The sequence below is a fragment of the Pseudomonas sp. ACM7 genome (assembly GCF_004136015.1).
Classification (GTDB): Bacteria; Pseudomonadota; Gammaproteobacteria; order Pseudomonadales; family Pseudomonadaceae; genus Aquipseudomonas; species Aquipseudomonas frigoris.
Window position 1 is genome coordinate 5,051,517 of record NZ_CP024866.1, and the last position, 25,392, is coordinate 5,076,908.

General features: G+C 57.4%; 31 protein-coding genes, 1 tRNA gene and 2 pseudogenes. 23 read left to right on the forward strand and 11 right to left on the reverse strand.

Going from position 1 to position 25,392, the window contains the following annotated elements:
- From CUN63_RS24005 to CUN63_RS24015, 3 genes are all read right to left on the reverse strand, one after another.
- Positions 1 to 690, reverse strand: coding sequence for an endonuclease (locus tag CUN63_RS24005; protein WP_129443076.1), 690 nt, complete (start codon positions 688 to 690; stop codon positions 1 to 3).
- Positions 691 to 694: 4 nt separating this feature from the next.
- Entirely contained in the window at positions 695 to 985 is a 291-nt protein-coding gene (locus CUN63_RS24010) for a DUF1654 domain-containing protein (RefSeq protein ID WP_129443078.1), read from the reverse strand.
- A 170-nt stretch (positions 986 to 1,155) separates the two neighbouring features.
- Positions 1,156 to 2,244, reverse strand: a complete 1,089-nt coding sequence (locus CUN63_RS24015; protein WP_129443080.1) for an asparaginase — start codon at positions 2,242 to 2,244, stop codon at positions 1,156 to 1,158.
- A gap of 349 nt (positions 2,245 to 2,593) precedes the next feature.
- On the opposite strand from CUN63_RS24015, the gene CUN63_RS24020 reads away from it, so the two are divergent.
- The 8 genes from CUN63_RS24020 to CUN63_RS24055 all read left to right on the forward strand — a co-directional run bounded on the left by CUN63_RS24020 (position 2,594) and on the right by CUN63_RS24055 (position 10,260).
- Positions 2,594 to 3,055, forward strand: a complete 462-nt coding sequence (locus CUN63_RS24020; protein ID WP_129443082.1) for a hypothetical protein — start codon at positions 2,594 to 2,596, stop codon at positions 3,053 to 3,055.
- Positions 3,056 to 3,248: 193 nt separating this feature from the next.
- Positions 3,249 to 4,205, forward strand: coding sequence for a sugar ABC transporter substrate-binding protein (locus CUN63_RS24025; RefSeq protein ID WP_129443084.1), 957 nt, complete (start codon positions 3,249 to 3,251; stop codon positions 4,203 to 4,205).
- Between the two features lie 56 nt (positions 4,206 to 4,261).
- On the forward strand, positions 4,262 to 5,815 hold the full coding sequence (locus CUN63_RS24030) for a sugar ABC transporter ATP-binding protein (protein WP_129443086.1): 1,554 nt from the start codon (positions 4,262 to 4,264) through the stop codon (positions 5,813 to 5,815).
- Positions 5,812 to 6,789 (forward strand): ABC transporter permease, encoded by a 978-nt coding sequence (locus CUN63_RS24035; RefSeq protein WP_008145645.1) that lies wholly within the window; start codon positions 5,812 to 5,814, stop codon positions 6,787 to 6,789. Before CUN63_RS24030 ends, CUN63_RS24035 begins: the two co-directional genes overlap by 4 nt.
- Positions 6,790 to 6,792: 3 nt before the next feature.
- Positions 6,793 to 7,812 carry a LacI family DNA-binding transcriptional regulator gene (locus CUN63_RS24040; protein ID WP_129443088.1) on the forward strand — a complete coding sequence of 340 codons (1,020 nt, stop codon included), beginning with the start codon at positions 6,793 to 6,795 and terminating at the stop codon, positions 7,810 to 7,812.
- Between the two features lie 57 nt (positions 7,813 to 7,869).
- The gene (gene rbsK, locus CUN63_RS24045; RefSeq protein ID WP_129443090.1) at positions 7,870 to 8,787 is read left to right on the forward strand and encodes a ribokinase; all 918 of its coding nucleotides are present in this window, start codon (positions 7,870 to 7,872) and stop codon (positions 8,785 to 8,787) included.
- Positions 8,784 to 9,188, forward strand: coding sequence for a D-ribose pyranase (gene rbsD / locus CUN63_RS24050; RefSeq protein ID WP_129443092.1), 405 nt, complete (start codon positions 8,784 to 8,786; stop codon positions 9,186 to 9,188). Before rbsK ends, rbsD begins: the two co-directional genes overlap by 4 nt.
- 43 nt (positions 9,189 to 9,231) lie before the next feature.
- The gene (locus tag CUN63_RS24055; RefSeq protein WP_095128565.1) at positions 9,232 to 10,260 is read left to right on the forward strand and encodes a nucleoside hydrolase; all 1,029 of its coding nucleotides are present in this window, start codon (positions 9,232 to 9,234) and stop codon (positions 10,258 to 10,260) included.
- 34 nt (positions 10,261 to 10,294) lie between these two features.
- On the opposite strand, the gene CUN63_RS24060 is transcribed toward CUN63_RS24055, so the two are convergent.
- Positions 10,295 to 10,507 (reverse strand): hypothetical protein, encoded by a 213-nt coding sequence (locus CUN63_RS24060; RefSeq protein ID WP_129443093.1) that lies wholly within the window; start codon positions 10,505 to 10,507, stop codon positions 10,295 to 10,297.
- 132 nt (positions 10,508 to 10,639) lie between these two features.
- Between CUN63_RS24060 and CUN63_RS24065 the strand changes: the two genes are divergently transcribed.
- Positions 10,640 to 10,945: a hypothetical protein gene (locus tag CUN63_RS24065; RefSeq protein ID WP_008145652.1), complete on the forward strand. Its 306-nt coding sequence runs from the start codon at positions 10,640 to 10,642 to the stop codon at positions 10,943 to 10,945.
- Positions 10,946 to 11,111: 166 nt separating this feature from the next.
- Positions 11,112 to 11,432 (forward strand): I78 family peptidase inhibitor, encoded by a 321-nt coding sequence (locus CUN63_RS24070; RefSeq protein WP_129443095.1) that lies wholly within the window; start codon positions 11,112 to 11,114, stop codon positions 11,430 to 11,432.
- Positions 11,433 to 11,504: 72 nt separating this feature from the next.
- Here the strand turns inward: CUN63_RS24070 and CUN63_RS24075 are convergent, their stop codons facing one another.
- On the reverse strand, positions 11,505 to 11,717 hold the full coding sequence (locus CUN63_RS24075; protein ID WP_007905882.1) for a cold-shock protein: 213 nt from the start codon (positions 11,715 to 11,717) through the stop codon (positions 11,505 to 11,507).
- A gap of 292 nt (positions 11,718 to 12,009) precedes the next feature.
- The gene (locus tag CUN63_RS24080) at positions 12,010 to 12,312 is read right to left on the reverse strand and encodes a hypothetical protein (protein WP_129443097.1); all 303 of its coding nucleotides are present in this window, start codon (positions 12,310 to 12,312) and stop codon (positions 12,010 to 12,012) included.
- Between the two features lie 374 nt (positions 12,313 to 12,686).
- Between CUN63_RS24080 and thrS the strand changes: the two genes are divergently transcribed.
- From thrS to CUN63_RS24145, 12 genes and pseudogenes are all read left to right on the forward strand, one after another.
- Complete coding sequence (gene thrS, locus CUN63_RS24085; RefSeq protein WP_008145656.1) at positions 12,687 to 14,609, forward strand: threonine--tRNA ligase; 1,923 nt, start codon at positions 12,687 to 12,689, stop codon at positions 14,607 to 14,609.
- A complete protein-coding gene (infC, locus tag CUN63_RS24090) occupies positions 14,609 to 15,160 on the forward strand; it encodes a translation initiation factor IF-3 (protein ID WP_176469887.1) in 552 nt (183 codons plus the stop codon). Before thrS ends, infC begins: the two co-directional genes overlap by 1 nt.
- Positions 15,161 to 15,220: 60 nt before the next feature.
- Positions 15,221 to 15,415 carry a 50S ribosomal protein L35 gene (gene rpmI / locus CUN63_RS24095; protein ID WP_008145659.1) on the forward strand — a complete coding sequence of 65 codons (195 nt, stop codon included), beginning with the start codon at positions 15,221 to 15,223 and terminating at the stop codon, positions 15,413 to 15,415.
- 27 nt (positions 15,416 to 15,442) lie between these two features.
- Positions 15,443 to 15,799 (forward strand): 50S ribosomal protein L20, encoded by a 357-nt coding sequence (rplT, locus tag CUN63_RS24100; RefSeq protein WP_007905879.1) that lies wholly within the window; start codon positions 15,443 to 15,445, stop codon positions 15,797 to 15,799.
- A gap of 109 nt (positions 15,800 to 15,908) precedes the next feature.
- Complete coding sequence (pheS, locus tag CUN63_RS24105; protein ID WP_007905876.1) at positions 15,909 to 16,925, forward strand: phenylalanine--tRNA ligase subunit alpha; 1,017 nt, start codon at positions 15,909 to 15,911, stop codon at positions 16,923 to 16,925.
- Positions 16,926 to 16,951: 26 nt separating this feature from the next.
- The gene (pheT, locus tag CUN63_RS24110; protein ID WP_129443099.1) at positions 16,952 to 19,333 is read left to right on the forward strand and encodes a phenylalanine--tRNA ligase subunit beta; all 2,382 of its coding nucleotides are present in this window, start codon (positions 16,952 to 16,954) and stop codon (positions 19,331 to 19,333) included.
- Between the two features lie 3 nt (positions 19,334 to 19,336).
- On the forward strand, positions 19,337 to 19,639 hold the full coding sequence (ihfA, locus tag CUN63_RS24115) for an integration host factor subunit alpha (RefSeq protein WP_002553164.1): 303 nt from the start codon (positions 19,337 to 19,339) through the stop codon (positions 19,637 to 19,639).
- The gene (locus CUN63_RS24120) at positions 19,620 to 19,976 is read left to right on the forward strand and encodes a MerR family transcriptional regulator (protein WP_003179985.1); all 357 of its coding nucleotides are present in this window, start codon (positions 19,620 to 19,622) and stop codon (positions 19,974 to 19,976) included. Before ihfA ends, CUN63_RS24120 begins: the two co-directional genes overlap by 20 nt.
- 89 nt (positions 19,977 to 20,065) lie before the next feature.
- A tRNA-Pro gene (locus CUN63_RS24125) sits at positions 20,066 to 20,142 on the forward strand.
- Positions 20,143 to 20,734: 592 nt separating this feature from the next.
- Positions 20,735 to 20,950 carry a hypothetical protein gene (locus CUN63_RS24135; protein WP_129443101.1) on the forward strand — a complete coding sequence of 72 codons (216 nt, stop codon included), beginning with the start codon at positions 20,735 to 20,737 and terminating at the stop codon, positions 20,948 to 20,950.
- Positions 20,951 to 21,055: 105 nt separating this feature from the next.
- Positions 21,056 to 21,244, forward strand: a complete 189-nt coding sequence (locus CUN63_RS24140) for a hypothetical protein (RefSeq protein WP_256657578.1) — start codon at positions 21,056 to 21,058, stop codon at positions 21,242 to 21,244.
- Positions 21,245 to 21,250: 6 nt separating this feature from the next.
- Positions 21,251 to 21,529 (forward strand): annotated as a pseudogene (locus tag CUN63_RS24145) (hypothetical protein); the annotation flags it as partial.
- Between the two features lie 38 nt (positions 21,530 to 21,567).
- Here CUN63_RS24145 and CUN63_RS24150 read toward each other — a convergent pair.
- From CUN63_RS24150 to CUN63_RS31845, 3 genes are all read right to left on the reverse strand, one after another.
- Entirely contained in the window at positions 21,568 to 21,840 is a 273-nt protein-coding gene (locus CUN63_RS24150) for a hypothetical protein (RefSeq protein WP_129443105.1), read from the reverse strand.
- A gap of 191 nt (positions 21,841 to 22,031) precedes the next feature.
- The gene (locus CUN63_RS24155) at positions 22,032 to 22,544 is read right to left on the reverse strand and encodes an AAA family ATPase (protein WP_129443107.1); all 513 of its coding nucleotides are present in this window, start codon (positions 22,542 to 22,544) and stop codon (positions 22,032 to 22,034) included.
- Between the two features lie 135 nt (positions 22,545 to 22,679).
- A complete protein-coding gene (locus CUN63_RS31845; RefSeq protein ID WP_256657579.1) occupies positions 22,680 to 22,943 on the reverse strand; it encodes an AraC family transcriptional regulator in 264 nt (87 codons plus the stop codon).
- Here CUN63_RS31845 and CUN63_RS24165 point away from each other — a divergent pair.
- Positions 22,884 to 23,086 (forward strand): annotated as a pseudogene (locus CUN63_RS24165) (aldehyde dehydrogenase family protein); the annotation flags it as partial. The gene CUN63_RS31845 and the pseudogene CUN63_RS24165 overlap by 60 nt on opposite strands.
- Positions 23,087 to 23,098: 12 nt before the next feature.
- On the opposite strand, the gene CUN63_RS24170 reads toward CUN63_RS24165, so the two are convergent.
- Positions 23,099 to 24,571, reverse strand: a complete 1,473-nt coding sequence (locus CUN63_RS24170) for an aldehyde dehydrogenase family protein (RefSeq protein ID WP_129443109.1) — start codon at positions 24,569 to 24,571, stop codon at positions 23,099 to 23,101.
- Positions 24,564 to 25,391 carry an ABC transporter permease gene (locus CUN63_RS24175; RefSeq protein WP_129443111.1) on the reverse strand — a complete coding sequence of 276 codons (828 nt, stop codon included), beginning with the start codon at positions 25,389 to 25,391 and terminating at the stop codon, positions 24,564 to 24,566. Before CUN63_RS24175 ends, CUN63_RS24170 begins: the two co-directional genes overlap by 8 nt.
- Between the last annotated feature and the right edge of the window lies 1 nt (position 25,392).

Genomic DNA, 25,392 nt, shown 5'->3' on the forward strand with positions numbered 1-25,392 from the left:
TTAACCGCAGGCTTTCATGTCGACCGGGCCGACAAACACGTTGCCGCGGCCCATGACGCACGCCACGCTCTGGTTACGCTGACGTTCCCAAGCCTCTACCGGATAGGTTTTGTTCCAGGCTTCGTAGAGCTGTCGATCCTGTTTCGACAGGCGCAGACCGTACTGCTTGCTCATGTAGAAATATGTTCGGGCGATCATGCCGCGTATGGATGGGCGGGGCATGACCTTCTTCGCCTTGAAGTCGACCTGGGTCAGGCACGAGCCATATTGGCCCGACTGCACCGGCAACCAGCCGAAACTGAAGTTGCTGCGATCGCCATTCACTTCACCAATGCTCGGCACCAGGTTGTGCAGATCGGCTTCGGCCTTCTGGTAGGTTGGATCGTAACGCGTGCAGTTCTTGCGCCCACCTTCTTGCCAGCACTGACGCTGATGGCCGATCTGCCAGGCCGGAACAATGTGCTCCCACTCGATGCGGGATGCGCGCTTGGCGTTTTTGCGCGGTACATAACCGCAGGCTGCGAGGTTGACCTTGTTGCCGGTGTATTTGCACCCGCAATAGAACTCTGTGGATTGCGGTGCGTAGAGCCTCCAGGCAACTTTCTTGGCTTCGTTGAAAGTGCGTGGGGCACCAGCCTGGGCGCCGAGGGTGATGAACAAAAACAGCAAAGCAAACCAGCGGACACTCATCGACTCAATCTTCCTTCGGCACAACCCAAAAAATCTGCACCCCGCCATCGTCGCGATAGGCGAGGGTGACGTTGTCGTTCTCGTCGATTTCTTCGAGTAATTGTTCCCACTCATCCACGGGTTCGTCCGGTAGACGGAAGATCAAGGCAGCTTTGGCTTTTTGGGCGGTGGGGGAATTGATGATTTTTTGAACGCGCATACCCATGCGTGCATAGGAGTCAGGAGAAGCAGGGGTGGTGGCCACGGAATTATCCTTATTTAGCTGTACGTGCATACAGTATTTAACTGTAAGCATTTTCGCAACTGCTTAAAATTCAAGAAAATCCTCCGACAGCAATTTTTTCCGTTTGGTGTAGGACGAAGGGAAGTTTTTTATCGAAATATCGGAAGGGGGTGTGAGCCACTCGCCTGGGTTGGCGAGTGGTGAAAGCAGTGCCCGACCGGAACCGGTCGGGCGAGGGCGAATCAGTATTCCCAGAACATCCGTTGCAGCTCTTTGCTGTCGTTGGTCTTGGTCAGTGCGACCATGGCCAGGATGCGAGCCTTTTGCGGGTTCAGGTCATGCGCCACAACCCAGTCGTACTTGTCGTCTGGCTGTTCGGCGTTACGCAGTACGAAACCGCCGGCGTTGACGTGGGACGAACGAATGATTTGCACGCCGTCCTTGCGCAGGGCTTGCAGCGATGGGACTACGCGGGACGCGACTGAGCCATTGCCGGTACCGGCGTGAATGATGGCTTTGGCGCCAGACTGAGCCAACGCTTTGTAAGCGGTATCGCTGACATTGCCGTAGGAATAGGCGATTTCTACGTCAGGCAGGCTCTTGATGGTTTTGATGTCGAATTCTGAGTCCATGGTGTGACGCTTGGCCGGCAGACGGAACCAGTAGGATTTACCTTCAACCACCATGCCGAGTGGACCCCAGGCACTTTTAAACGCCTCGGTCTTGATGTTGATCATTTTGCTGACGTCGCGACCCGACTGGATCTCATCGTTCATGGTCACCAGTACACCTTTGCCGCGTGCCTCTTTGCTGCTGGCCACGGCCACTGCGTTGTACAGGTTCAGCATGCCATCGGCCGACATCGCGGTGCCTGGGCGCATGGAGCCGACAACGATGATTGGCTTGTCGGTTTTTTCCACCAGGTTCAGGAAGTAGGCGGTTTCTTCCAGGGTGTCGGTGCCGTGGGTGATAACGATGCCGTCGACGTCCTTGCTGTCGGCCAGCTCAGCCACTCGACGACCCAGTTGCAGCAGGTTGTCGTTGGTGATGCTTTCGGACGCGATCTGCATGACCTGTTCGCCACGAACGTTAGCCAGCTGGCTGAGTTCCGGAACCCCGGCGATCAATTGTTCGATGCCGACTTTTGCCGCTTGATAGGTAGCGCTGTTAGCGGCGCTGGCGCCCGCGCCGGCAATGGTGCCGCCGGTGGCCAGGATCACCACGTTCGCCAGTTTCTGTTGGGTTTCGACTTCTTTTGCCTGAAGGGCAGTAGGCAGGAGCAGCAGGAGGGCTAAAGCGCCCGGAACGAAGGTCTTGAAAGCAGATGTCATTATTTTTCTCTCTAGTAGTGAGACGGTGCTGATGCAGGTTCATCTAGATGCGCCCCAGGCGGATCTGAACGCTTGGGGTAAATGAGATGAGCAGGATCTGTACCAGTCCTACTTTGAATGAGGAAAACTTTTAACTTGATGATTTGTATCAGTATTTATTTGATTGGCCAGAATGGTTGCACAGTCTGTTGTCCGGGTTTCCGAACGCGTTGAGTGTTTGTGTTCGGCTCTCCGAAAAGTACTACGACCTCTATAGAGCAAATCGCCTTGCCAGATTGAGAATTAGTGCTAAAGAAACCCGTGCTTCGGTCGATGCTCCTTTAAAGGATCTTTTTACTCAGGAGTTCACATGTCGTTATCCATTGGTATCCCAAACGCCGCAGGCGTCACCATCGGCGGCAAGTCCGCCGCTACGATTCAAGCGTTGAGCGATCAGACGGCCGATGCCGCGAATCAAGCGTTGGGTACGAAGGAAAGCGACAGCAAGCAAGTCAGAACCGGCGCTGTGGGCCTGGATAAAAGTGCGGAGGCGTCGACTGAAGCGGATGGCGCCGACAACGCCTCGGTGGCGGAAAAGGTTTTGCTCCAGCGTCTGAAAGAACTGCAAGAGCAACTGCGTCAGCAACAGCAACAATTGGCGGCGGCCCAATCGGCGTCTTACCCAACACCTGAAGCCAAGGCCACCGTGGTGATGGCGATTCAGGGACAAATGGCCGATACCACTGCCGCAATACTGGAAACGGCCAACAGCCTTTACAAGGAAATGGCCAAAGGCTCCAGCACCGGATCGGTGGTCAATACGACGGCATGACATGAATGCCGGCATTTACGGTTTCCCCCGCAAAACGGCTTTTCTGGTCGTTGACAAATGTCGGCAGGGTTCGCATAGTTCGGTCTACGCAAACGTTTGCGCGGTGTTCCCGGTGGTTATCCATCAGTGAGCGCAATGAAGCCTACGCCAGCGCAAGCGTTGCTCAGAATAATCATAAGATCGGAGTGAACCCATGAAGCTGCCATTCGCTGGACGTCTTCTCGTTGTCGCTATGCTGGCTGCCGCATCCATCGCGTTACCTGTCTCTTCGGCCTTCGCCGAGACTCCTGAAAAACCCAAAGTCGCGCTGGTCATGAAATCCCTGGCCAATGAATTCTTCCTGACCATGGAAGACGGCGCCAAGGCCTATCAGAAAGACCACTCCGGCGATTTCGAGCTGATCTCCAACGGCATCAAAGACGAAACCGACACGGCTGGCCAGACACGCATCGTCGAGCAAATGATTCTGGCCAAGGTCAATGCGCTGGTCATCGCGCCGGCTGACTCCAAGGCCATGGTTCCAGTGATCAAGAAAGCCATCGATGCCGGTATCACCGTGATCAACATCGACAACCAACTGGACCCGGCGGTGGTCAAAAGCAAAAACATCACCGTACCGTTCGTAGGCCCGGATAACCGCAAAGGCGCGCGTCTGGTGGGCGAGTACCTGGCCAAGCAACTGAAGGCCGGGGACGAAGTCGGCATCATCGAAGGCGTTTCAACCACCACCAACGCACAGCAAAGAACCGCAGGCTTCAAGGATGCAATTGAAGCGGCGCAGATCAAGGTCGTCTCTTTGCAGTCCGGTGACTGGGAAATCGACAAAGGCAACAAGGTTGCTGCCTCGATCCTCAGCGAATACCCGCAAGTCAAAGCCCTACTGGCCGGCAACGACAGCATGGCCGTCGGCGCAGTATCCGCCGTGCGTGCAGCGGGCAAGGCCGGCAAGGTGCAAGTGGTCGGTTACGACAACATCAATGCCATCAAGCCAATGCTCAAGGATGGCCGCGTTCTGGCTACCGCTGACCAGTTTGCAGCCAGGCAAGCCGTGTTCGGCATCGAGACTGCGCTGAAGATCATCAAGGGTGAGAAAGTCGACAGCGGCGCCAATGGCGTGATCGAAACTCCGGTAGAGCTGGTCACCAAGTAGTCCTTCTGGCGACACAACGGTGCTCGCCCGTCGGGGCGAGCGCATGGAGAGTTTTTATGTCAGTTTCTGCCCCGAACGCTGTCCTCTCGGTCAGCGGTATCGGTAAGACCTACGCCCAACCGGTCCTGACCGGCATCGATCTGACGCTGATGCGCGGTGAAGTGCTGGCGCTGACCGGCGAAAACGGCGCGGGGAAAAGCACGCTGTCGAAGATCATCGGCGGACTGGTCGCACCGACCACCGGCCACATGCAATTCCAGGGGCAGGATTACCGCCCCGCAAGCCGCACTCAGGCCGAAGACCTCGGCATCCGCATGGTGATGCAAGAGCTCAATCTGTTGCCGACCCTGTCGGTGGCGGAAAACCTGTTCCTCGACAACCTGCCCAGCAAGGGCGGCTGGATCAGTCGTAGGCAATTGCGCAAGGCAGCGATCGAAGCCATGGCCCAGGTCGGCCTCGACGCGATTGACCCGGATACGCTGGTGGGCGAATTGGGCATCGGTCACCAGCAAATGGTGGAGATCGCCCGCAACCTGATCGGCGATTGCCACGTGCTGATCCTCGACGAACCGACCGCGATGTTGACGAACCGTGAAGTCGAGATGCTGTTCGAGCAGATCACTCGTCTGCAAGCTCGCGGCGTGTCGATCATCTATATCTCGCACCGTCTCGAAGAACTGGCGCGGGTCGCCCAGCGTATTGCGGTACTGCGCGATGGCAACCTGGTTTGCGTCGAGCCGATGGCCAATTACAACAGTGAGCAACTGGTGACGCTGATGGTCGGCCGTGAACTCGGCGAACATATCGACATGGGCCCGCGCAAGATCGGCGCTCCAGCCTTGACGGTCAAAGGGCTGACCCGTTCCGACAAGGTTCGCGACGTGTCCTTCGAAGTACGCGCCGGCGAGATCTACGGGATTTCCGGTTTGATCGGGGCAGGGCGCACCGAGTTGCTGCGGCTGATTTTCGGTGCTGACATCGCAGACAGCGGCACTGTTGCGCTCGGTTCGCCAGCACAAGTCGTCAGTATCCGCTCGCCGGCTGACGCGGTCGGTCATGGCATTGCCCTGATCACTGAAGACCGCAAAGGCGAAGGCCTGCTGCTGACCCAATCGATCAGTGCGAATATTGCCTTGGGCAATATGCCTGTGATTTCCAGCGGTGGCTTCGTCAACAATGGTGACGAGATGGCGCTGGCCCAGCGTCAGATCGACGCCATGCGCATTCGCAGCTCCAGCCCGACGCAACTTGTGTCGGAACTGTCCGGTGGTAACCAGCAGAAAGTCGTGATCGGCCGGTGGCTTGAGCGTGATTGCTCGGTGATGCTGTTCGACGAGCCAACGCGTGGCATCGACGTCGGCGCCAAGTTTGACATTTATGCCTTGCTCGGTGAGCTGACCCGTCAAGGCAAAGCGCTTGTAGTGGTGTCCAGCGACCTGCGTGAACTGATGTTGATCTGCGACCGCATCGGCGTGCTCTCGGCGGGACGTCTGATCGACACCTTTGAGCGTGATAGCTGGACCCAGGATGATTTGCTTGCCGCCGCGTTCGCCGGCTACCAAAAACGTGATGCGTTGCTCAATGAAGCAGCGCCTAGGGATCTCGCATGAATACTGCAGTGACTGCCGGCAAACGTAGTGGCAACTTCTACGGCCTCGGTACCTATCTGGGTCTGGCCGGTGCCTTGCTGGCAATGGTCGCGCTGTTCTCGGTTCTGAGCAGCCATTTCCTGTCCTATGACACCTTCAGCACCCTGGCCAACCAGATTCCGGACTTGATGGTGCTGGCGGTCGGCATGACGTTCGTGTTGATCATCGGCGGCATCGACCTGTCGGTGGGGTCGGTGCTCGCACTCGCGGCGTCAACGGTCAGTGTGGCGATTCTCGGTTGGGGCTGGAGTGTGCTGCCTGCGGCGCTGCTCGGAATGGCGGCGGCAGCACTGGCTGGGACCATTACGGGTTCGATCACTGTGGCGTGGCGCATTCCGTCGTTCATCGTGTCCCTTGGCGTGCTGGAAATGGCCCGCGGTGTGGCCTATCAGATGACCGGATCGCGCACGGCCTACATCGGTGATGCCTTCGCCTGGTTGTCCAACCCGATCGCCTTCGGCATCTCGCCGTCGTTCATCATTGCCTTGCTGATCATCTTCATTGCCCAGGCAGTGCTGACGCGTACCGTCTTCGGTCGTTACCTGATCGGCATCGGCACCAACGAAGAGGCGGTGCGTCTGGCAGGGATCAATCCGAAGCCCTACAAGATTCTGGTATTCAGTCTGATGGGGCTGCTGGCCGGTATTGCTGCGCTGTTCCAGATTTCTCGCCTGGAAGCGGCGGATCCGAATGCCGGCTCCGGGCTGGAGTTGCAAGTGATCGCCGCGGTCGTGATCGGCGGCACCAGCCTGATGGGTGGCCGCGGTTCGGTCATCAGTACGTTCTTCGGGGTTCTGATCATTTCCGTATTGGCGGCCGGGCTGGCGCAGATCGGCGCAACTGAACCCACCAAACGCATCATCACCGGCGCGGTGATCGTGGTGGCGGTGGTGCTTGATACTTATCGCAGTCAGCGCGCAAGCCGGCGGACCTGAGTCATGGCAACAATCAAGGATGTGGCAGCGCTCGCGGGAATTTCCTACACCACGGTTTCCCACGTAGTGAACAAGACCCGGCCGGTGAGCGAAGAGGTGCGGGTCAAGGTTGAGGCAGCGATCAAAACTCTCGACTACGTGCCCAGTGCCGTGGCCCGGTCTCTCAAAGCCAAAACCACGGCGACCATCGGTCTGCTGGTGCCCAACAGCCTCAACCCTTACTTTGCCGAATTGGCGCGAGGCATTGAGGATTATTGCGAGCGTAATGGCTACTGCGTGATTCTCTGTAACTCCGATGACAACCCGGACAAGCAGCGTAGCTACCTGCGGGTACTGCTGGAAAAGCGCATCGACGGGCTGATCGTCGCTTCGGCTGGCGGTGACGCGGGGCTGGCAGAAGGCCTGGCAGGCGTGCGTACGCCGATGGTGATCGTCGACCGTGGACTGGAAGGTGTGAATGCCGATCTCGTGCGGATCGATCATGAATACGGCGCCTATCTGGCGACCCGCCACCTTCTGGAATTGGGGCACCGGGACATCGCCACCATTGGCGGCCCGGCGAGTACCAGCGTGGCGCAGATGCGTCTGGCCGGTTATTGCCGTGCCCTGAAAGAGGCGGGAGTCGAAGTATCCCGCGAGCGCATGCTGGAAAGTGATTTCACCAGCACTGGCGGCTACAACGCCGCCGCGATACTGCTGGAAAAGACCCCGCCGAGCGCGATCTTCGCCGGTAACGACATGATTGGCATCGGTGTGCTGCGAGCGGCGGCCGAGCGCAACATTCGTGTACCGACAGAGCTGTCGGTGATCGGCTTCGACGATATTCAGATGAGCCGCTATGTGTACCCGGCGCTGACCACCGTGGGGCAGTCGATCCTGCAACTCGGCGAGATGGCGGCCGAAGTGCTTTTAAGAAGAATTGCCACACCGGATATGGCCACCGATCAACGGATCGTGACGCCCAGTATTGTCCTGCGGGAGTCGACTGCGCCGCTGGCCGGCGTGTTCGCCCAGTTCCGTTGAAATAGAAAGCCGCTAAATCAAAAGCACCGCTGAAACAGAATTGATGAGTAGCAATGTATGCCAGCAAAAGTAGTGGTTATAGGCAGCCTGAACATGGACCTGGTCACCCGGGCGCCACGGCTGCCCCGTGGCGGTGAAACGCTGATTGGCGAGTCGTTTGCCACGGTTTCCGGTGGCAAGGGCGCGAACCAGGCGGTCGCCGCGGCGAGGTTGGGGGCGCAGGTGTCGATGGTCGGATGCGTGGGCAGCGATGCCTACGGCAACGAACTGCGCGGGGCGCTGTTGGCCGAGCAGATCGATTGCCAGGCGGTCAGCACCGTCGATGATTCCAGCGGCGTAGCGTTGATCGTGGTCGATGACAATAGCCAGAACGCAATCGTGATCGTTGCCGGTGCCAATGGAGCGCTGACTCCAGAGGTGATTGATCGTTTCGACGCCGTATTGCGGGCGGCGGACGTGATTATCTGTCAGCTGGAAGTCCCGGATGCCACTGTCGGTCATGCGCTCAAGCGCGGCCGTGAATTGGGTAAGACTGTGATCCTCAATCCTGCGCCGGCCAGCCGCCCACTGCCGGCGGACTGGTACGCGTCCATCGATTATCTGATTCCCAACGAAAGTGAGGCTTCGGCGCTGAGTGGGTTGCCAGTGGATTCTCTGGCATCTGCCGAAACCGCTGCATCCCGGTTGATCTCTTTGGGCGCCGGCAAGGTCATCATCACCCTCGGTGCTCAAGGTTCGCTGTTTGCCAACGGCAAAGGCTTCGAGCATTTCCCTGCGCCGAAGGTGAAGGCTGTCGATACCACGGCGGCTGGCGACACCTTCGTCGGTGGTTTTGCCGCCGCGCTGGCGGCCGGCAAAAACGAAGCCGACGCGATCCGTTTCGGCCAGGTCGCCGCGGCGCTGTCGGTGACCCGTGCTGGCGCGCAACCCTCGATTCCCACCTTGTCCGACGTACAGGCCTTTAAAGCACCATGAAAAAGACACCTTTGCTCAACGTCGCGCTGTCGCGGCTGATCGCGTCCCTGGGCCATGGCGACATCGTGGTAATCGGCGATGCCGGTTTGCCGGTGCCACCAGGCGTTGAACTGATCGACCTGGCCCTGACCCAGGGTATCCCGGATTTCGTCAGCACGTTGAAGGTTGTGCTCAGCGAAATGCAGGTCGAGAGCCATGTATTGGCCCAGGAGATCCTGGACAAAAAGCCTTCGGCGTTGGCGACGCTCGATGAGCTGAATGCCGAAGGTGCGCTGGGTCAGCGTGAGCTGCTCAGTCATGACCAATTCAAAGTCCTCAGCCAACAGGCACGGGCGATTGTTCGCACAGGCGAATGTCAGCCGTATTGCAACATCGTGCTGGTGGCGGGGGTAACGTTCTAACTCGCTGTTGTCTTTCTGCTGTCCCACGCACAAGGAGTGCGCTATGCACCGCTATGCTCAGAAACTGCACCATTTGCTTCGGAGTCTGCTGCTTTTGTCCCTGATTACCGCAACAAGCGCCCAGGCGGCGGAAAAGATCGACCTGATCATCGACACCGACCCGGGTGCCGATGACGTGGTTGCCTTGCTGTTTGCCCTGGCATCGCCGCAAGAGCTGAACATTCGTGCGCTGACCACCGTCGCCGGCAATGTGCGTCTGGACAAGACGTCGCGTAATGCGCGGCTGGCCCGCGAGTGGGCAGGGCGCGAGGAGGTGCCGGTCTACGCGGGCGCTCCGAAGCCGCTGATGCGCACGCCGATCTATGCCGAGAACATCCATGGTAAGGAAGGACTGTCGGGTGTCACCGTACATGAGCCGAAAAAAGGCCTGGCCCAAGGCAATGCGGTCAACTACCTGATCGACACCTTGAAAGCCGCCAAGCCCCATAGCATTACCATCGCCATGCTCGGTCCACAGACCAACCTGGCCCTGGCGCTGATCCAGGAACCTGAGATCGTTCAGGGCATCAAGGAGGTGGTGATTATGGGCGGAGCACACTTCAATGGGGGCAACATCACCCCGGTGGCCGAGTTCAACCTGTTCGCCGACCCGCAGGCTGCGGAAGTGGTATTGAAAAGCGGCGTGAAGCTGACCTACCTGCCGCTGGACGTGACCCACAAGATCCTCACCAGTGAAGCGCGCCTGAAGCAGATCGCAGCGATCAACAACAATGCCAGCAAGCTGGTGGGCGATATTCTCAATGAATACGTCAAAGGCGACATGGAACACTACGGCATTCCGGGTGGCCCGGTGCATGACGCTACTGTCATCGCCTATCTGCTCAAGCCTGAGTTGTTCACCGGTCGTTCAGTCAACGTAGTCGTTGATAGCCGCGAAGGCCCGACGTTCGGCCAAACCATCGTCGACTGGTATGACGGCCTGAAAGCGCCGAAGAACGCTTTCTGGGTAGAAAGCGGCGACGCCCAGGGCTTCTTTGACCTGCTGACCGAGCGTCTGGCTCGTCTGAAGTAAGCTTCACACCCGTAGGCGCCAGCGCCTGCGGGTTTCACTCCCTTTCGTTATATTCAACGCCCTTGTAGTCGGCCGGGTATTTCTCGAATACCTGCGCGATGAAGGATTGCGCCGCTTCAGTCCCCAGTTCCTTGACCAATAGATCGATACCAATGATTGCCAACTCTTCCGGGCTGCCCGGGCTGTAAGAACTGTGGCCCTGTGGCCACTTGGCTTTGATGTCGGCGTCGATACTTACGGTGGTCATGATGGCGCTCGTGAAGTCGGGAAAGTCTGAGTGTCGAGTTAACCATTTTGCGCGGCTTTTGGCACTCCGACTTAGGCATGAGGGAAGGGCTATGCGACACTTGGTCTTTGACGAATTTTCAAGGACTGTGCTGTGCAGATCGATTTGAACACTCCTGACGGCTTGACCCTTGAGGCGGTGCGTCAACTTCTGGCCTCTGCCAGCGACGATGAGCACACTCAATTGCGAGTCACCAAGGGCGGCATCGCCTACATTTCGTCAGGCGTTGTGGGCGGCACTGATATCAGCGGGCTGTTGTTTCGTCTGGAGACGTGGGCCAAGGGTTCCGGTTATGTCGGATTGGTTGCGGCCAGTGATGAGGTCTGGGTCATGCAGATTTTCAATGCGCTGAAAGAGAACTGGCCGAATCCGCCGTTCGACTACATTGACGTCTATTGAGCGCTGTTCATATTCAGTCACGATTGAGTGGTAAACGGCAGGACGATGCTCAGGCAAACTCGCCGCGTGTCCGAATAGAGGGCAGGGTGCTAGTACTCCCTGTGAAACCAAACGCCAGATTGGCGGTCGCACGATCTCAGCTTAACTATTGAAAAAAGGAGGCTTCATGCCTTGGAAGCTCGCGTCATTGGGTACTTTGTTGGCAGTTGCCCTGCTGGCCGGTTGCAGCACTACCTCCACCGAGTCGACAACAGATCCTGTCACGACGACTGACACGGGTCACAGCCGTTGTGAGGCCAAGGCTGCCGAATTCACCATTGGCAAAAAGGCTTCGCCTGAACTGCTGGAGCAGGCGCGTACTCGCGCAGGCGCGCAGAATGCACGGTTCCTCTTGCCCACCGACATGGTGACCCTGGAGTACCGCTCCGATCGCCTGAACCTGAATACCGATGCCAATCGGGTCGTCACCCGTGTCAACTGCGGCTGATCGCTTCAGGCTTTTGTTTCGCCCATAAAAAACCCCGTCACATGGACGGGGTTTTTTTAGTGCGGCTGAAAATTACTCAGCGCGGACTTGTGCAGCTTGCATACCCTTTTGGCCTTTCTCAGCCACGAAGGAAACGGTCTGGCCTTCTTTCAGGCTTTTGAAACCGTCGCTTTCGATAGCTTTGAAGTGTACGAACAGGTCGTCACCGCCACCTTGAGGAGTGATGAAGCCGAAGCCTTTTTCATCGTTGAACCATTTAACGGTGCCGGTTTGGCGATTAGACATGGTGTATCTCCAAGAAACATATATTTTCAGTAGTGCTGTGCTGCTCAGGCCAACTGGGCACACCGGGGTATCATAGTCGAAATGTTCGCTTTGGGAGCCCCCCGGACGTGCTGTTTGCCCTGCAGTCGCGTTCTGTTTGCTGCTTTGTTTGGCTGCAAGCCCCGTTTTAAAAGGCTTTCAGCCAAAAGTAAAGACAATAAAAAAACCTGTAAAACCTGCATAAATTGTACGAAAAGTCGGTTTTCAAAGGCTTTTTACTGTCGTTGCAGGCGCAAAAAGCGCTCTGTCGGGCTTATTTTTTGGCCTTGTTATCGGCTTTGCACGCGCTAATTTGCGTCAGTGCTTTTTGTTTCAGGGCATCATTGGCGGTGTTGTCCATCAGGGACTGGATGTCTTTGGCAGGGTACGATTTGATGGCATCGGCGCCGCAAGCGCAGTGAGCCTTCGCTGCTGCAGCACCGATCTGCGGAGTGGCCGCTTCTGTGCACTGAGCCATGTATTTCTCGCGTTCGCCCTTCGGCCAATCGGCATGGGCGGCCAGTGGCAGCAGCAAAACGATGGGGGCGACTACTGCGAATAAACGTTTCAGATGCATGCTGGGATGCTCCTTGTGGGTCAATGTCTTGTTATCTGAGGGGTAAAGCAGGGTTCTAGTTCAGCACTCTGGCATAAAATTGCACGATTTGCCCCAAGACAAAGCCTCGGTGCATCGACGACCGTTCATCTGTGCTAGCATGCCTGGCTCGGGCGTTTGCAGGCTCCGGATGACCTTCAGTCCCGGTAGCGGCAAATGTGCGAATAACCCTGATTTGAATCCCAGTCACTCTGGTTCGGTTTTCCGGTTGGCCGCAAGGCTCCTGCCGCTGTAAGGCAGGCGTTCGTCATTGAATGGCCTGGATCGGATCTTGTACTGGCTCATCCCAACCCACGTGACCTTTGGTAGGGGTCACCACTAGGAGAGGAGGCGCCATGCCAACTATTACTCTTCCCGACGGCAGTCAACGTTCATTCGATCACCCGGTATCCGTAGCCGAGGTCGCCGCATCCATTGGTGCAGGTCTGGCCAAAGCCACCGTGGCCGGCAAGGTCGATGGCAAGCTGGTCGACGCCAGCGACATCATCGGCAGCGACGCTACGCTGCAAATCATTACGCCAAAGGATGAAGAGGGGCTGGAGATCATTCGCCACTCTTGCGCCCACCTGGTTGGCCATGCGGTCAAACAGCTGTACCCGACGGCCAAGATGGTCATCGGTCCGGTCATCGACGAAGGCTTCTATTACGATATCGCCTTTGAACGTCCCTTCACTCCGGACGACCTGGCCGCCATCGAACAGCGCATGCAGCAGCTGATCGAAAAAGATTACGACGTGATCAAGAAAGTCACTCCGCGCGCCGAAGTGATTGAAGTGTTCAAGGCTCGCGGCGAAGACTACAAACTGCGCCTGGTCGAAGACATGCCGAACGAACAGGCCATGGGCCTGTACTATCACGAAGAATACGTCGACATGTGCCGCGGTCCGCATGTGCCGAACACGCGCTTCCTGAAATCCTTCAAACTGACCAAGTTGTCCGGCGCCTACTGGCGTGGCGATGCCAAGAACGAGCAATTGCAGCGCGTTTACGGCACGGCATGGGCAGACAAAAAGCAGCTGGCGGCTTACATTCAGCGCATCGAAGAAGCTGAGAAACGCGATCACCGCAAGATCGGCAAGCGTCTGGGCCTGTTCCACACCCAGGAAGAGTCGCCGGGCATGGTGTTCTGGCACCCGAACGGCTGGACTCTGTACCAGGTGCTCGAGCAATACATGCGCAAGGTTCAGCGCGACAACGGTTACCTGGAGATCAAAACTCCGCAGGTCGTTGACCGCAGCCTGTGGGAGAAGTCCGGGCACTGGGCCAACTACGCCGACAACATGTTCACCACGCAGTCGGAAAACCGCGACTACGCCATCAAGCCGATGAACTGCCCTTGCCACGTGCAAGTGTTCAACCAAGGCCTGAAAAGCTACCGTGAGTTGCCAATGCGCTTGGCCGAATTCGGTGCCTGCCATCGTAATGAGCCATCGGGTGCGCTGCATGGCATCATGCGTGTGCGTGCGTTCACTCAGGACGACGCCCACATCTTTTGCACTGAAGAGCAGATGCAGGCCGAATCCGCTGCGTTCATTAAGCTGACCATGGACGTTTATGCCGACTTCGGCTTTAAAGACGTCGAGATGAAGCTGTCCACTCGTCCGGAAAAACGTGTCGGTTCCGACGAACTGTGGGATCGCGCCGAAGCGGCCCTGGCTGCAGCCCTTGATAGTGCTGGCCTGCCATATGATCTGCAGCCGGGCGAGGGTGCGTTCTACGGTCCGAAGATCGAGTTCTCGCTGAAAGATTGCCTTGGCCGCGTCTGGCAGTGTGGTACCCTTCAGCTCGATTTTAACCTGCCTGTCCGTCTGGGAGCCGAATACGTCTCTGAAGACAACAGTCGCAAGCACCCGGTGATGTTGCACCGGGCGATCCTTGGCTCCTTCGAACGTTTCGTCGGAATCCTGATCGAGCACTACGAGGGTGCATTCCCCGCGTGGCTGGCTCCGACCCAGGCAGTGATCATGAATATCACTGATAAACAGGCTGATTTCGCCGCTGAGGTTGAAAAAACTCTCAACGAAAGCGGATTTCGTGCCAAGTCTGACTTGAGAAATGAAAAGATCGGCTTTAAAATCCGCGAGCATACTTTGCTCAAGGTTCCTTATCTCTTGGTTATCGGAGATCGGGAAGTCGAGATGCAGACTGTCGCTGTGCGTACTCGTGAAGGTGCTGACCTGGGCTCGATGCCCGTCGCCCAGTTCGCCGAGTTCCTCGCTCAAGCGGTTTCCCGGCGTGGTCGCCCAGATTCGGAGTAATTACTATTAAGCGTGAAATGAGACAAGATAAACGAGCTGCACCGAAGGCCCCGATCAACGAGAATATCTCGGCACGCGAGGTTCGGTTAATTGGGGCTGAAGGTGAACAGCTTGGGATTGTGTCAATTGAAGACGCGCTTCTTAAGGCTGAAGAGGCCAAACTGGATCTGGTGGAAATTTCCGCCGATGCAGTACCCCCTGTTTGCAAACTGATGGACTACGGCAAATCGATCTTCGAAAAGAAGAAGCAGGTTGCCGCGGCCAAGAAAAACCAGAAGCAGATTCAGGTTAAAGAAATCAAGTTTCGTCCAGGGACGGAGGAAGGGGATTACCAGGTAAAACTGCGCAACCTGGTACGTTTCCTGAGTGATGGGGACAGGGCCAAGGTATCCTTGCGATTCCGCGGCCGTGAGATGGCCCACCAGGAGCTGGGGATGGAACTCCTCAAGCGAGTTGAAGGTGACTTGCTCGAGTACGGTTCGGTCGAACAGCATCCTAAGATGGAAGGACGCCAACTGATCATGGTCATCGCCCCGAAAAAGAAGAAGTAATCAATAGGGCACGGCAGGCCTTCTGATTATGTTTATCAACTGAATGCGGAGTATCCGAACATGCCAAAAATGAAAACTAAAAGTGGTGCTGCTAAGCGGTTTCTGAAAACTGCTAACGGTATCAAGCACAAGCACGCTTTCAAGAGCCACATCCTGACTAAAATGTCGACCAAGCGTAAGCGTCAACTGCGCGGTAGCAGCTTGCTGGCACCGTGTGACGTGGCAAAAGTCGAGCGCATGCTGCGCCTTCGTTAATTTAGTCAAGAATAGAGGAAGTAACTCATGGCTCGTGTAAAGCGTGGCGTCATTGCCCGTAAACGTCACAAAAAAATTCTGAAACTTGCTAAAGGCTACTACGGCGCTCGCTCGCGCGTATTCCGTGTTGCCAAGCAAGCGGTAATCAAGGCAGGCCAATACGCCTACCGTGACCGTCGTCAGAAAAAACGTCAGTTCCGCGCTCTGTGGATCGCTCGTATCAACGCTGGTGCACGTATCAACGGTCTGTCCTACAGCCGTTTCATCGCCGGCCTGAAAAAAGCGTCCATCGAGATCGACCGTAAGGTTCTGGCTGATCTGGCAGTGAACGAAAAAGCGGCGTTTGCTGCGATTGTCGAGAAAGCTAAAGCCACCTTGGCTTAAGTACCCCCGACAGTCACCCGGCCTCACCTCTGTGGGGTCAGGTGTTAAACGTCATAAATAGGGGAAGAGCCTTCAAGCTCTTCCCCTATTTTGTATCTGGAGTCTGTACATGGAAAACCTGGATGCGCTCGTCTCTCAAGCTCTAGAGGCTGTGCAAAGCGCTGAAGATATCAATGCCCTGGAGCAAATCCGGGTTCACTACCTTGGCAAAAAGGGCGAATTGACTCAGGTGATGAAGACCCTGGGGAATTTGCCGGCAGAAGAGCGTCCGCAAGTCGGCGCACTGATCAACGTTGCCAAGGAGCGTGTCACAGAGGTTCTCAATGCGCGCAAGGCACTGTTTGAAGAGGCCGACCTGGCCGCCAAACTGTCCGCCGAGTCCATTGACGTGACCCTGCCTGGCCGTGGCCAGACCTCGGGTGGTCTGCATCCGGTTACTCGCACTCTGGAACGTATCGAGCAGTTCTTCACTCACATCGGCTACGGCATTGCCGAAGGCCCTGAGGTCGAAGACGACTACCACAACTTCGAAGCGCTCAACATCCCAGGCCATCACCCGGCCCGGTCGATGCATGACACCTTCTATTTCAATGCCAACATGTTGCTGCGCACCCATACCTCACCGGTACAGGTCCGCACCATGGAATCGAAACAGCCGCCGATCCGCATCGTCTGCCCAGGCCGTGTGTACCGTAGCGACTCCGATATCACCCACTCCCCGATGTTCCACCAGGTCGAAGGCCTGCTGGTCGACCGCGATATCAACTTCGCCGACCTGAAAGGGACCATCGAAGAGTTCCTGCGCGTGTTCTTCGAAAAAGAACTGGCCGTGCGTTTCCGCCCTTCGTACTTCCCGTTCACCGAGCCATCCGCCGAAGTCGACATGGAATGCGTGATGTGCAGCGGTAAAGGCTGCCGTGTCTGCAAACAGACTGGCTGGCTGGAAGTGATGGGCTGCGGCATGGTTCACCCGAATGTGCTGCGCATGTCCGGGATCGACCCGGAAGAGTTTTCGGGCTTTGCCTTCGGCATGGGTGTTGAACGTCTGGCCATGCTGCGTTACGGCGTGAACGACTTGCGTCTGTTCTTCGACAACGACTTGCGGTTCCTCGCGCAATTTCGCTAGTCGTAACGAATTCTTAGGAGAGCAGGATGAAATTCAGTGAACAATGGCTGCGTGGCTGGGTAAGCCCGCAGGTAAGTCGTGACGAGCTGGTTGCTCGTCTGTCGATGGCCGGTCTTGAGGTCGATAGCGTTACGCTGGCCGCCGGCGAATTCACCGGTGTGGTGGTGGGCGAGGTGCTGAGCACCGAACAGCACCCGGACGCCGACAAGTTGCGCGTTTGCCAGGTCAGCAATGGCTCGGAGACCTTCCAGGTTGTTTGCGGTGCGCCCAACGTGCGCCCGGGCCTGAAGATTCCGTTCGCCATGATCGGTGCCGAACTGCCAGGCGACTTCAAGATCAAGAAAGCCAAACTGCGTGGCGTTGAGTCTAACGGCATGCTGTGCTCCCAGGCCGAGCTGCAAGTCGGCGAAGGCAACGATGGTCTGATGGAATTGCCGGCCGATGCGCCGGTCGGTCAGGACATTCGTGAGTACCTGAGCCTGGACGACGCCAGCATCGAGGTCGACCTGACCCCGAACCGCGGCGACTGCCTGTCCCTGGCCGGTCTGGCTCGTGAAGTCGGCGCGTTGTACGCTGCTGAAGTCACCCGTCCGGTGGTTGCTGTCGTGCCAGCCGTGCACGACGAAGTGCGTTCGATCGAAGTGCTGGCGCCAGCCGCTTGCCCGCGTTACCTGGGTCGTGTGATCCGTAACGTTGACTTGTCCAAGCCAACGCCGCTGTGGATGGTCGAGCGTCTGCGTCGTGGTGACGTGCGCAGCATCGACGCTGCCGTCGACATCACCAACTACGTGATGCTGGAACTGGGTCAGCCGCTGCACGCTTTCGATCTCGCCGAAATCAACGGCGGCATCCGCGTGCGCATGGCTGAAGAAGGCGAGAAGCTGGTACTGCTCGACGGTCAGGAAGTCAGCCTGCGTAGCGATACGCTGGTGATTGCCGACCACACCCGCGCCTTGGCAATCGCCGGCGTCATGGGTGGCGAGCACAGCGGCGTCAACACCGCGACCACTCGCGATGTGTTCCTGGAAAGCGCGTTTTTCGATCAGATTGCTGTCGCTGGCAAGGCCCGTTCCTATGGCCTGCACACCGATGCCTCGCACCGCTACGAGCGTGGCGTGGACTGGCAATTGGCCCGTGAAGCCATGGAGCGCGCGACTGGCCTGCTTCTGGAAATCACTGGCGGCGAAGCTGGCCCGATCATCGAAGCCGTCAGCGAGCAGCACCTGCCGTCGATTGCGCCAGTTACTCTGCGTGCGCAACGCATCACTCAGATGCTGGGTATGGAAATGGATTCGGCCGAAGTCGAGCAACTGCTCAGCGGCTTGGGTCTGAAGATTTCTGCCGATGGGGCAGGGCAGTGGCGCGTCGAAGTGCCAAGCCATCGCTTCGACATCAGCCTGGAAGTCGATCTGATCGAAGAACTGGCTCGTCTGTATGGTTACAACCGTCTGCCGGTTCGCTACCCGCAAGCTCGTCTGGCGCCGCAGGCCAAGGCTGAGGCGCGGAGCGATCTGCCTGAGCTGCGCCGTCTGCTGGTAGCCCGTGGCTATCAGGAAGCGATTACCTACAGCTTCATCGATCCGAAACAGTTCGAGTTGTTTAATCCAGGTGTCGAACCGCTGTTGTTGGCCAACCCGATTTCGAACGACATGGCCGCCATGCGCTCGTCCCTGTGGCCAGGCCTGGTCAAGGCGCTTCAGCACAACCTGAACCGTCAGCAGGATCGGGTTCGTTTGTTCGAAAGCGGCCTGCGTTTCGTCGGTCAGCTGGACGGCCTGAAGCAAGAGCCGATGCTGGCGGGTGTTGTTTGCGGTAGTCGTCTGCCGGAAGGCTGGGCGCAAGGTCGCGATGTGGTGGACTTCTTCGACGTCAAAGCCGACGTGGAAGCGGTGCTGGGCTTCGCCGGTGCACTGGATTCATTCACTTTCGTACCGGGCAAACACCCTGCGTTGCATCCGGGTCAAACCGCGCGCATCGAACGTGAAGGTCGCTTGGTCGGTTTCGTCGGTGCTATCCACCCTGAATTGTCGAAAACCCTCGGTCTCGACCGTCCGGTCTTCGTATTCGAGCTGGTTTTGGCCGAAGTAGCGTTGGGCAAAATGCCTAAATTCCAGGAGTTATCGCGCTTTCCTGAAGTGCGTCGTGATCTGGCACTGATTGCGGCCACGGACGTTGCGGCCAATGCTGTGCTGGACGTAATCCGTGAAAATGCAGGCGAATGGCTGACAGACCTAAGGCTATTTGACGTGTATCAGGGTAAAGGCATTGATCCTGATAGAAAAAGCCTTGCAGTCGGCTTGACCTGGCAGCATCCATCGCGCACTCTTAATGACGATGAGGTGAATACCACGACGCAAAACATCCTCACCTCGCTCGAACAAAGGTTGAACGCCACGTTAAGGAAGTGACGTATGGGGGCTCTGACGAAAGCTGAGATGGCGGAACGTCTGTATGAGGAGCTGGGCCTGAATAAACGGGAGGCCAAGGAATTGGTCGAACTGTTTTTTGAGGAAATCAGGCACGCTCTTGAAGACAACGAACAAGTCAAATTGTCCGGTTTCGGCAATTTCGACCTTCGGGACAAACGCCAGCGGCCTGGCCGCAATCCGAAAACGGGTGAAGAAATCCCGATCACGGCTCGCCGTGTGGTCACCTTTCGTCCAGGGCAGAAGTTGAAGGCCCGAGTTGAGGCTTATGCTGGAACCAAGTCATAACGACGAGCTACCCGTCATCCCAGGCAAACGCTACTTCACCATTGGTGAAGTCAGCGAGCTGTGTGCGGTAAAACCACACGTGCTGCGTTACTGGGAGCAGGAGTTTCCTCAACTCAACCCCGTCAAACGCCGCGGAAACCGCCGGTATTATCAGCGACAAGACGTGCTGATGATCCGGCAGATCCGCGCGCTTCTTTACGACCAGGGGTTCACCATCGGCGGTGCACGCCTGCGTTTGTCCGGCGATGAAGCCAAAGATGACACCACTCAATACAAGCAAATGATTCGGCAGATGATCGCTGAATTGGAAGATGTACTGGTTGTGCTCAAGAAATAATTTCCTGCTTTTAAATACTTTCAGTTTTCAAAAGCTTGCGATATATTCTTGAGCGTTCTTCGAGAAGAGGAACGGGTTTCACGCCTAGTCGGGGCGTAGCGCAGTCCGGTAGCGCACTAGCATGGGGTGCTAGGGGTCGAGTGTTCGAATCACTCCGTCCCGACCATATTCGTAGGGGATCAAGCACTTAGCGGCTTGATCCCCTTTCTCGTTTCAGGCCTGCGCAGTACTGGCGCAAAACTACCCGGTGATTTCGCTGATATTCAGGTCCGGAATTGCCTCGGACCAGACGATTTCTTCGTGGTCGCGCTGGAAGTTTTTGGTCATGCCTTCGCTCGCATGGCCGGTCGCTTACCCTTAACGGTGGTCTCGTTGCGTTTCATCGCCATGCCTAGATCTATAGGCGCTGGCCGAATCCTGCAAAATCACTTGATTGGTTCGGTGCTTGAGTGGTCACTGCATGTCCTCTCGGTTAATGGCTGCCTACAAGGCAGTTTCTCCAAGGTGAGCAAAGGCCCGCCGTGTTGTTGCTAATTCCAGAGAGCATGAAAACCACTCGCAGCTGCTCGTAGTGGCGGTTCAATGGTGATAAATTTTGCGTCGTTAGCAAGATGTATGGGCGTGAAGGGCGCGCCTAGTCCTGGGCTCGGATGACGACAACAGCTTCACCGAGCCTCAAAGCAGCACTTGTTCCGGTGGGCGATGTATTCGCGCTAACAATTGAAAGACAGAGCAATGCCCTGCAGAAGGGTTACTGAATGCCGATGAAAAAGACGGAAAGTAAAGTAGCAGCGACGGCTACTGCTCATGAAATTGAGCACGCCATCCATGCCCTGAACAGAATGGCTGAACGCCTTTGGGGAGATGGTCGAGAGATCGAGGCGAAAGCCCTCCTTGACGCCTTGGATTCTCTAAACAGGGCACTGGACCGGATCAGGATTGGCGAAAGCCACAGGGTTGTGACTCTTCATTGAAGACCGCCATGGACTCATTGAAAGGCCTAAAGCGGCCAGAAGGTGTATGAGGCATACCCTTTGACTTTATGTGTGCATGCACACCTTTTTGGATATGGAAATTCAATGAAAAGCACCGGGTTTTTTATCTTCCTTTCATGCGCCGTTGCCGTTTCTCTGCTGAGCGGCTGTGCGGCCTCCGTAAAAAGCGGCAGCACTGAAGCGCTGACGATTGAGCAGTCCGCCAAGAAGAACTTGGTGGTGAATATTCAGGGAACGGCAAGGTCCAGCAGAACGATGACTGGATTCGCCTGAGGCCCGCTTCCCCTCAGCGGGATGGCGGGCATGCAGACACCGACAGAACCTTGCCCAATGAAAACGATGGGCATGGCGATGATGGACGACATGGGGATGGACTGCTGCAACGATATGAAAAGCCCTTCCGAGCACGGCAAACCTTGTAAGCCGGGCCAGGAATGCAAGACAGGCGGCATGCTACAAGTCTCGATCTTCAAGCCACCTGTAACCGTATTCAGCCCCGTCGTGATTTCCTTCTCCAGCGATTCCCTACCCGTACAGCTTACGACCCAGTCTGTGTGAAAACGATTTAGAAACAGTTGGACAGTCAGAATCGGCGATCACCGCGCTACTCCCTTCCGGCGGTTGGACTTTTCCTCGAGCTGGATGGCGAAATCCATGGCCTCTCGGTAGTTGAAACGGTAGGCCCAGGTCCTGCCAGTGTATCGCTCGACGACGTGAAAGATGCCGAGCTTCATGGTCACCACCTGGAAGCGAACACCGCGGCGCGACTTCAGTCGATTAGTGCGCCGGAAGAAATCGATGCGTGCTGCATTGGAGTGGACAAGCAGAGCGCCGAGCTCATCGATGCGCTGCAGAAAGGATGGATGCATGTCTGATCCTCAAAGTGGGGAGCATGTATTCGTAAGCACTCGTGCCGCTAGCTGCTTGTCTATGGATGCAGAGGTAGTTCTGACGGATAAATGTAGTCGTAAAAAAGCCACATCGAAACCTGACTTTTCTTTTTGCGTCACACAGACTTCTTCGCGAGCCTGAGGGTTTTCTTTCACAACCCTTGCTGGGCCTAGGGCAAGCTATCGAGAAATGCGGCAATCTGCCGGGTACCGCGCAAGTGCACTGTAGAAATTTGCGGGCCTATGGCCAGGCGTACCGCCTCGATACCTGGGCGATAGCCACGATCGAAATTCCACACGAAGTTCAGAAAGGTCAGGAACGCCCGGTCGAGTTTCTCTGTACAGCCTGCTGCAAGGTCAGGGCGAGGGCGGTTCATGACGCTGCGCATGATCACCCGGGTGAAACAGGTGAGCCGCGAAGTATCGAGCCAGATGATCAGGTCGGTACGGGGCAGGCGAAGGTCGAAGGTTCGCCGCGCATAATTGCCTTCACAAATCCAGGCATCCGGTGCGATCGCTTCGCGGACCCGCGTGCGGAACTGTTCAGCGTCGGGTTCGACCCAGCCGGGCTCCCAGAACAGCGTGTCCAGGTGAACCACGGGCAGGCTCAGGCGCTTGCCGAGGGCGCGGGCGAGGGTAGATTTGCCGCTACCGGCATTGCCCAGAATGACAATCCGTTGCATGGGGACTTCCTGTCGCGAAAAAAGCCGGCAATTGTGCAGGTTTTGGAGGGCCAGTCAAAGGCTGATGGATGGGTCGACTGCGCCACGGAAATGAATTTTGTGTTGCTACTGATAAGAAGCCAGAAGGTGTAAACCTTATTCAGGACGAGACAGTTGCTGCAAATAAGCCTTCGGCGAACACCCTGTTTTTTGCTTGAAGCAACGGTAGAAAGTGGACAGCGAGTTACAGCCTGAGGCGCTGGCAATCTCGTCAATGCGCGAGGCGTGGCGTTGCGCATTCAAACGTGAAAGGGCGTCATCCAGGCGCAGTTGATTGAGGAGCGTATAAAACGTTTTCCACGCTGCGAACGGGTCGCCCGACGCTTTCGCGCCGGGAGCGTCTGGGGCAACTGCTCGCAACCAACCTTCGTGGAAGCACCTTGGGGCGGCTACAAGCAGAGCGGTATTGGCCGCGAGCTGGGAGAGTGGGGCTACGACAACTACCTCGAAACCCAGCCGATTACCCGATACAACGGCGGGGCCGGGGCTGGTATTTGAACTGAGGCACCAACCGTCTATTTCAGATACCACCCCCATGGCTGGTCGCTGACGTATTCGGTCACTTGCTTCACCTCCAGATAATTGTGCAGCCCCCATTGGCCGAGTTCCCGGCCAATACCGCTGTGTTTCATGCCGCCCCACGGAGCCTCGACGAAGGTTGGTTGCGAGCAGTTGACCCAGATAATCCCGGCGCGCAGTTGGTTGGCGACGCGGGCGGCACGTTGCAAATCAGCACTCATCACAGCGGCGGCGAGGCCGAAGCGGCTGGCGTTGGCCATTTGCAAGGCTTGCTCCTCGGACTTGAAGCGCTTGATGCACAGCACCGGGCCGAACACCTCTTCGCGCCAGAGGATGCTGCTGTGTCCGGGCTCGTCGAAGATGGCCGGTTCGATGAAATAACCCTCTGGCAGATACGCCGGTTGCCGACCTCCGGTGAGCAGGCGTGCGCCGCTGGCCAGTCCCTGATCGATAAAGCCGAGGACCTTGTCGTGTTGACCTCGGCTGACCAAAGGGCCCAACAACACGCCGGGTTCCATGCCTGGGCCGATGGTGATCTTGCGGGTTTCCTCAACCAGTCGCTCGATCAACCGCGAGGCGATGTTTTCCTGCACCAGCAAGCGTGAAGTGGCGCTGCACACCTGGCCCTGGTTCCAGAAAATCCCGAACAGAATCCACTCCACCGCTGCTTCGACATCGGCGTCGTCGAACACAATCAACGCAGACTTTCCGCCCAGCTCCAGGCTGATGTTCTTGATGTCGCGAGCGGCCGCCGACATGATTTTTGCCCCGGTGGGCACACTGCCGGTGAAGGCCAGTTTGTCCACGCCTGGGTGTTCGGTGAGCGGACCGCCGGCGTCGACTCCAAGACCGGTCACGACGTTCAGGACTCCGGCCGGCAGACCGATGCGGTCGGCGGCCGCGGCCAGTTCCAGCGCCGTCAGTGGTGTCAGTTCGGACGGTTTCAACACCAGCGTGGCCCCTGCGGCCAAGGCGGGTGCGACCTTCCACGCGGCCATCAGCAGCGGGTAGTTCCAGGGGATGATCTGCCCGGCGACACCGATCGGCTCATGACGGATTCGGCAGCGAAAGCGCTCGTCCGGCAGTGCCAGCGGTTGGTCCTGCTGTTGATCCAGTTCCCGGGCCAACCCGGCGTAGTAACGCAAGCAACCGATCGCATCGCCAACGTCCCACTGCGCTTCGGGCAACGGTTTGCCGTTGTCGCGCACTTCCAGTTCAGCCAACGCCTGTTGACCACTGCCCAATTCATCAGCCAACGCTTCCAGCCACTGCGCGCGCTCGGCGCCCGTGGTTTGGCTCCAGCCGTTATCGAATGCTCGCCGGGCGGCGCGCACTGCATGATCGACGTCTTCTTCGGTGCCCGCAGCTACCCGATGGAAAGCCTGTCCAGTAGCCGGGTCGATGACGTCCAGGTAACCGCCCAGATCCGGGCTGACCCACTCGCCGTTGATGTAAAGCTGATCACGCATGGTGAGACTCCTGGACGCCGGTGCGGCGGTTTTGCAGGTGACGGGAAGTGAACAGCAGCGCCAGCGACGCGCAGATGATGACGGTCGAAACCGCGTTGATCTCCGGGGTCACGCCGCGACGGATGGATGAAAAGATGTAGATCGGCAAGGTCGTTTCGGAACCGGCGACGAAGAACGCGATGATGAAATCGTCGAAGCTGAAGGTGAACGCCAGCAGAAACCCGGCCATGATCGCCGGACTGATCTGCGGCAGGGTGACCCGCCAGAACGTTTGCATTGGCGGTGCGTAGAGGTCGGCCGAGGCTTCCAGCAAGGCCTTGTCCAGTGAGTCGACGCGGCTGCGCACGATCACCATGACCAGCGCCATGGTGAACAGCGAGTGCGCGGCGATCACGGTAAAGAAACCCATGTTCAACCGTGGCACGCTCGGTATCCAGCTCGCCAGCAACGGGTTGATCAGGTCGAACAGGCTAATGAGCGCAATCAGCGTCGAGATGCCGATGACGATCCCGGGCACGATGATTGCGCAATAGGTCAGCGCATCGAACAGCAACCGTACTTTGGCGCCGGCACGTTGCAAACCGAACACCGCGAGCGTGCCGAACAGCGTGGCAATCACCGCTGAAGTGAAGGCAATGAACGCGCTATGGCCCAGCGCCTCCATGATGAACGGGTTGCCAAACGCGCGACCAAACCACTGTACCGAGCAGCACTCGAACGCCAGGCCACTGCGCCCGGCGTTGAAGCTGAACAGCACGATCAACGCGATCGGTGCGTAGAGAAACAGGTACAGCGAAGTCGAATAGCTGCGCAGCCACATG

Excerpts from the sequence above, each read along its gene's own strand:
- CUN63_RS24005 (WP_129443076.1), bottom strand. The coding sequence starts at position 690 with ATGAGTGTCCGCTGGTTTGCTTTGCTGTTTTTGTTCATCACCCTCGGC.
- CUN63_RS24010 (WP_129443078.1), bottom strand. The coding sequence starts at position 985 with ATGCTTACAGTTAAATACTGTATGCACGTACAGCTAAATAAGGATAAT.
- CUN63_RS24015 (WP_129443080.1), bottom strand. The coding sequence starts at position 2,244 with ATGACATCTGCTTTCAAGACCTTCGTTCCGGGCGCTTTAGCCCTCCTG.
- CUN63_RS24020 (WP_129443082.1), top strand. The coding sequence starts at position 2,594 with ATGTCGTTATCCATTGGTATCCCAAACGCCGCAGGCGTCACCATCGGC.
- CUN63_RS24025 (WP_129443084.1), top strand. The coding sequence starts at position 3,249 with ATGAAGCTGCCATTCGCTGGACGTCTTCTCGTTGTCGCTATGCTGGCT.
- CUN63_RS24030 (WP_129443086.1), top strand. The coding sequence starts at position 4,262 with ATGTCAGTTTCTGCCCCGAACGCTGTCCTCTCGGTCAGCGGTATCGGT.
- CUN63_RS24035 (WP_008145645.1), top strand. The coding sequence starts at position 5,812 with ATGAATACTGCAGTGACTGCCGGCAAACGTAGTGGCAACTTCTACGGC.
- CUN63_RS24040 (WP_129443088.1), top strand. The coding sequence starts at position 6,793 with ATGGCAACAATCAAGGATGTGGCAGCGCTCGCGGGAATTTCCTACACC.
- rbsK (WP_129443090.1), top strand. The coding sequence starts at position 7,870 with ATGCCAGCAAAAGTAGTGGTTATAGGCAGCCTGAACATGGACCTGGTC.
- rbsD (WP_129443092.1), top strand. The coding sequence starts at position 8,784 with ATGAAAAAGACACCTTTGCTCAACGTCGCGCTGTCGCGGCTGATCGCG.
- CUN63_RS24055 (WP_095128565.1), top strand. The coding sequence starts at position 9,232 with ATGCACCGCTATGCTCAGAAACTGCACCATTTGCTTCGGAGTCTGCTG.
- CUN63_RS24060 (WP_129443093.1), bottom strand. The coding sequence starts at position 10,507 with ATGACCACCGTAAGTATCGACGCCGACATCAAAGCCAAGTGGCCACAG.
- CUN63_RS24070 (WP_129443095.1), top strand. The coding sequence starts at position 11,112 with ATGCCTTGGAAGCTCGCGTCATTGGGTACTTTGTTGGCAGTTGCCCTG.
- CUN63_RS24075 (WP_007905882.1), bottom strand. The coding sequence starts at position 11,717 with ATGTCTAATCGCCAAACCGGCACCGTTAAATGGTTCAACGATGAAAAA.
- CUN63_RS24080 (WP_129443097.1), bottom strand. The coding sequence starts at position 12,312 with ATGCATCTGAAACGTTTATTCGCAGTAGTCGCCCCCATCGTTTTGCTG.
- thrS (WP_008145656.1), top strand. The coding sequence starts at position 12,687 with ATGCCAACTATTACTCTTCCCGACGGCAGTCAACGTTCATTCGATCAC.
- rpmI (WP_008145659.1), top strand. The coding sequence starts at position 15,221 with ATGCCAAAAATGAAAACTAAAAGTGGTGCTGCTAAGCGGTTTCTGAAA.
- rplT (WP_007905879.1), top strand. The coding sequence starts at position 15,443 with ATGGCTCGTGTAAAGCGTGGCGTCATTGCCCGTAAACGTCACAAAAAA.
- pheS (WP_007905876.1), top strand. The coding sequence starts at position 15,909 with ATGGAAAACCTGGATGCGCTCGTCTCTCAAGCTCTAGAGGCTGTGCAA.
- pheT (WP_129443099.1), top strand. The coding sequence starts at position 16,952 with ATGAAATTCAGTGAACAATGGCTGCGTGGCTGGGTAAGCCCGCAGGTA.
- ihfA (WP_002553164.1), top strand. The coding sequence starts at position 19,337 with ATGGGGGCTCTGACGAAAGCTGAGATGGCGGAACGTCTGTATGAGGAG.
- CUN63_RS24120 (WP_003179985.1), top strand. The coding sequence starts at position 19,620 with ATGCTGGAACCAAGTCATAACGACGAGCTACCCGTCATCCCAGGCAAA.
- CUN63_RS24135 (WP_129443101.1), top strand. The coding sequence starts at position 20,735 with ATGCCGATGAAAAAGACGGAAAGTAAAGTAGCAGCGACGGCTACTGCT.
- CUN63_RS24140 (WP_256657578.1), top strand. The coding sequence starts at position 21,056 with ATGAAAAGCACCGGGTTTTTTATCTTCCTTTCATGCGCCGTTGCCGTT.
- CUN63_RS24150 (WP_129443105.1), bottom strand. The coding sequence starts at position 21,840 with ATGCATCCATCCTTTCTGCAGCGCATCGATGAGCTCGGCGCTCTGCTT.
- CUN63_RS24155 (WP_129443107.1), bottom strand. The coding sequence starts at position 22,544 with ATGCAACGGATTGTCATTCTGGGCAATGCCGGTAGCGGCAAATCTACC.
- CUN63_RS24170 (WP_129443109.1), bottom strand. The coding sequence starts at position 24,571 with ATGCGTGATCAGCTTTACATCAACGGCGAGTGGGTCAGCCCGGATCTG.
- CUN63_RS24175 (WP_129443111.1), bottom strand. The coding sequence starts at position 25,391 with ATGTGGCTGCGCAGCTATTCGACTTCGCTGTACCTGTTTCTCTACGCA.